The sequence below is a fragment of the Piscirickettsia litoralis genome, from assembly GCF_001720395.1.
GTDB classification, from domain to species: domain Bacteria; phylum Pseudomonadota; class Gammaproteobacteria; order Piscirickettsiales; family Piscirickettsiaceae; genus Piscirickettsia; species Piscirickettsia litoralis.
Genome location: NZ_MDTU01000007.1, coordinates 2,916 through 5,361 on the forward strand (window position 1 = coordinate 2,916; position 2,446 = coordinate 5,361).

Here is a 2,446-nt window from a genome sequence, read left to right on the forward strand (position 1 = left end):
TAAGTGTTCAAGTGCAAGAAGGCCAGGGGGCTTCATCGGGCAAGATATCATTTACGGGACTCTTCGAAGAGGTTCTGGAAAAGAAAGAACAATTAATAAATTCTAATAAAACTGAAGTTAGTTACTCACGTGAGTTGGTCTCCATTATATGAAGTGTATGAGGTGCTGCTATGCTATTTGAAGAATTAAATTTTCATGATCTTTTGCTATTAATGAAGTTAAAAAAAGCGAAAGAGGGGTTAGTAGTTGTTGCTGACTTGGCTAAAAGTGATCTAAATTTGGCTACAGAAAATTATGGACGTTTAGGGCAGACTAGTGCTAGTATCGTTAGGCTTGCAAAAGAGGCTTTTAATGCCTCTAATCATTTAAATGAATCTATGACTCATCTGTCTAATATTTTTAAAGATATTGAACGAATGTCTATAGCTGAAAATGAGCCAAAACAGGTCATTGCAGAGGCAGTAAGAAAAAATAGAGATAAGCTGGAAATTGATCAAAGGTTTATGGATTCTTATCAGAAGACTGCTTATGAGAATACTTTAAATTCCCTAATAGGCCATCTGGTTGATCCAGAATCAGTTTCATCATTAAAGCTTGATGATGATCGTAAGGCCCAAGCACATATATTATCAGCGTTTAAGTCAAAAGTTATAGGGGAAAGGAAACGAGCACACGATGCTCTTATTGAAGCTGGTTTTAACCCTGACCAAGATCGTATAAATCTACTAAAATTTTTAACCTCTGAAGAAGGTGAGGCTCTTTTAGGGGAGGATTTTGAAAATTACATTTTTTTGTAACTTTGGAAGAGTCTATATCTATATGTCAGAACAAAATTGGAGAGGAAAGAGGTGAATTTCCTGGTGATCAGCATGCATTAGATGGCATTGTAAATCAAATTTTTGAAAATGTGAAATATTCGAGAGAAGAGCAACCAGGTTTAAACTCAAAATCTGATATTGAGAGTCTTCCTGAACCTGGAAAAGAAATTACATCTGAAGAAATAAGAGAAGACCCTTCACTTCGCGCAGCACCTGATCAATTAGCTAAGAGCAAAGACTTAGTAACATATGAGTTAGATTCAGACCACTTGCGTGCGATTAAATTGTTTTACTTATCGAAAGCAGTTTATCAAGAACAAGCAGATAAGATTATAGGTCAACTTGGCCGAACTTTTGTCGATTATAAAGGTTTAATTTTAAGAGAGATTTATACTGGTATGTATAACTCTGGGCGTGGAGGTGTGGAAAAAGTCAGCGACAGTATAGGATGGGAACGATATCATAATACTATTGGTAAAGCTGTTACGGCTTGTCAGAGAGGAAAGAGTGAAAAGCTCGATAGTAATACTTATGATCTTAAGTCATCACCGCAGGAGCTTGGAAAAGCATTAAAGCAGGAGGTAGACAAGGCTAATGAGCAATTGGAAAAAGATCTAACTCCACCTAAAAAATATCCAAAACCAAAATGTTTTTATGAGAAAGTATTGGACAAAACACCAAATTACCTTAAAGATAGTAAACGTAACCGTTTTTTATTGCTATCAGAGTACGATAAATATAGGCATCATCAGCCTTTTTACTTTCAAAAAAGTACGTTGGATGAAAAGGTAGGAGATGATCCTCAATCAATAATTACTGCTATCATAAATCATCTAAAGAACAAACGTAATGATTGTAGTCAAACTATTTCTGCTTTTGAAGAAAAGCGTGAAAAAATAAAAGATCCTGTAGGATTAGCAAAAGAACTGGGTTGCAGGTCGTTAGATGAAATATTAGAAGCATTAAATGATGAAAAAAACCATTATGATCAAATGATAGAAAAGATGGAACGTTTGCAAAGGCGTTATAATCGAGCTAATGAAAAAAAATAAAGAATTTTATTTATATCCGGGTGTTTTTGATTATGACTGGAGAGATACGAAGGATAAACCTGTTCCTGTTGGAGCTATAATTAGACAGAAGACTGATGAGCGACTTAAAGGTAATAATGCAGACCCAAATAATCCATCAGACACAGGTAAGGGGCATGCTACTACTTCTAATTTTAGTGAAGGAAGTAGCTTGTTTCTAGCATGTGCTGAAAATCAGCGAGGAAAGAATGACTACGAACATAGGAGGAATCCGGCAGAACCGTGCATGAGCTGACTTATACCATTGTCTTTGATGTTTACTTTTCTTTCGAGCGAAAACAAGTTGTTTAAGATTTTACGCAAGATTGATAAAAAAAGAGAACACGGGTGGTTAGTGTTCTCCTGATGTGCTCAAAAGGTTTGGTGAGAAGTCGCTGAAAACGTGATTAAAAACAGCAAGTTACAAAAAGAATTTTAACATACGGAGAATCTAAAGTGAAGGCTGAAACATTAGTCACTGCATTTAAAGAAAAAAGCATCAAGCTAGACGGTATGCCTTTCCATAAAACGCACAATGGAATTACACGACCGGAGATC

At 35.7% G+C, this 2,446-nt stretch carries 3 protein-coding genes; all 3 read left to right on the top strand.

The genetic code is table 11. The annotated features are described in order from the left end of the window. Window positions 1–170: 170 nt before the first annotated feature. From BGC07_RS18050 to BGC07_RS18060, 3 genes are read left to right on the top strand one after another with little or no spacing between them, the layout of a single operon-like run. Window positions 171–797, top strand: coding sequence for a hypothetical protein (locus tag BGC07_RS18050; RefSeq protein ID WP_069314454.1), 627 nt, complete (start codon window positions 171–173; stop codon window positions 795–797). 2 nt (window positions 798–799) lie between these two features. Next, window positions 800–1,870: a hypothetical protein gene (locus BGC07_RS18055; protein ID WP_069314455.1), complete on the top strand. Its 1,071-nt coding sequence runs from the start codon at window positions 800–802 to the stop codon at window positions 1,868–1,870. Further along, window positions 1,857–2,144 carry a hypothetical protein gene (locus tag BGC07_RS18060; RefSeq protein ID WP_069314456.1) on the top strand — a complete coding sequence of 96 codons (288 nt, stop codon included), beginning with the start codon at window positions 1,857–1,859 and terminating at the stop codon, window positions 2,142–2,144. The genes BGC07_RS18055 and BGC07_RS18060 overlap by 14 nt, the downstream gene beginning before the upstream one ends. The last annotated feature ends 302 nt before the right edge of the window (window positions 2,145–2,446 follow it).

Coding starts and splice junctions, on each gene's coding strand:
- BGC07_RS18050 (WP_069314454.1), top strand. CDS start 171: ATGCTATTTGAAGAATTAAATTTTCATGATCTTTTGCTATTAATGAAG.
- BGC07_RS18060 (WP_069314456.1), top strand. CDS start 1,857: ATGAAAAAAAATAAAGAATTTTATTTATATCCGGGTGTTTTTGATTAT.